Source organism: Acinetobacter sp. YH16051 (assembly GCF_013417135.1).
Taxonomy (GTDB): Bacteria; Pseudomonadota; Gammaproteobacteria; order Pseudomonadales; family Moraxellaceae; genus Acinetobacter; species Acinetobacter towneri.
Map to the genome: position 1 here is coordinate 1 of NZ_VPEN01000141.1, position 1,134 is coordinate 1,134.

Annotated in this window: 1 protein-coding gene; it reads left to right on the top strand. The window is 38.8% G+C overall.

Going from position 1 to position 1,134, the window contains the following annotated elements:
- Positions 1-1,134: hypothetical protein (locus FTV41_RS14935; protein ID WP_179996785.1), on the top strand; the 1,134-nt coding region annotated here is incomplete at both ends.

Genomic DNA, 1,134 nt, shown 5'->3' on the forward strand with positions numbered 1-1,134 from the left:
ATGCATTTCGAATGGAAGGGCTAAGTTTTGGTTTTCTGATACTGTGCTTTTTTCAAAGTTCCATCATGTGCTTCCAAAATTAATTTTGAAGTATGGCCTCGATCTGACTGAATCTGAGCGTAAGAAAAAATCGGACTACGGGGAACCAGTATGGAGTCTGGTCATCAATTATGATCCAGCCAAAAGTGAGGTATTCCAGTTTTGGTTATTTACCACAGGCTACAGAGAAGCGCGAAGAAGTAAGCTGACGCTAAAAGAAATACTCGCCAAAAATTCGAGCATGGTACAGAAGCAAAAGTTGAATAGTCTTTTGACCACGAAAAAAGAAAAACTGTTGCGCTATGGGGATTATGTACTGGGACAATACATTGAGTTTAGTGATCTTAAGCCACAATTTTCTCGGGTTTATTATCATCCTGAACGCTTTGGCGTTATTTTTAATGTTCATGCCAAGCGTGTAAAAACTATTGATAGTAACCAAGATCTGGTTTATCGGGTGTTTAAGCCTTTTGATGCATCTGATGTCAGGCGTTTTTCCAGTATTCAACGTATTTTCGGCTTTGCTTTTTTAGAAAATGAACATACACGTTGGAATCAGGCATCCGTGAGTGCATTTTTACTGCAACGGTTTGGAATTAAATTTAACGATGACGTGAGCTATAACGAGCGGTTGAAAGAGCTAACTCGTGCATTACGCGGGGTTCGTAAAAAGCATTTGGAGTTTTTTCAACGATATTCTCAGAAGAAAATCCGTTTTACCTGGTATCTATCGCAAGAATTTATGCAGTCGGCAACGCGGGAGTTGAATAAAAAAATTGATTTAATTTCGACTGAACAGGCTGATCGTTTGAAAGAAGCCACTTTTAGATTGAGTTCTAAGGGAACTTTTCATGGTACACGTCATCAAATTGGCACGTTACAGGCTAAAATGAGATCGATATTAAATGCCCGAAATCCCGAGCAGAAGAAGCTGAATCAAATGTATTTTCCAAAAAACTTACACTATGTACGCTTCACTGCCAAGAAGGCTTGGAGTATGAAAGAGTTTGAAGTGGCTTGTCGAAATGCAGATCAGATTTATTTGAATAAACGGAATAAGCGAAAGCCTAAAGATCAACGATTAAGAAGAGACAG